This is a genomic window from Bradyrhizobium sp. Kon10 (assembly GCF_055807395.1).
Genome location: NZ_JBVVOZ010000338.1, coordinates 1 through 247, shown reverse-complemented (window position 1 = coordinate 247; position 247 = coordinate 1). Strand labels below are relative to the sequence as shown.

General features: G+C 64.8%; 1 pseudogene. It reads left to right on the top strand.

The window, feature by feature from the left end:
- A pseudogene (locus tag AC0L2O_RS37295) lies at nucleotides 1-247 on the top strand (thiolase domain-containing protein); the annotation flags it as partial.

The following is a 247-nucleotide window of genomic DNA, read 5'->3' as shown; positions in this document are numbered from 1 at the left end:
ACCGCCGAGCAACTGGCGTGGATCAAGGTGGCAGCGTCACACCATGCCCAGCACAACCGGCAGGCGATGCTGCGCACGCCAGTGACGGTGGACGATGTGCTGAATTCGCCGCTGATTGCCGCGCCGTTGCGACGCTTGGACTGTTGCGTGATCAGCGACGGCGGTGGCGCGCTGGTGCTGGTTCATCCGTCCATCGCACGGGCGCTCGAGCGCCCACTGATCACACCGATTGGAGCGGGTTATTCCA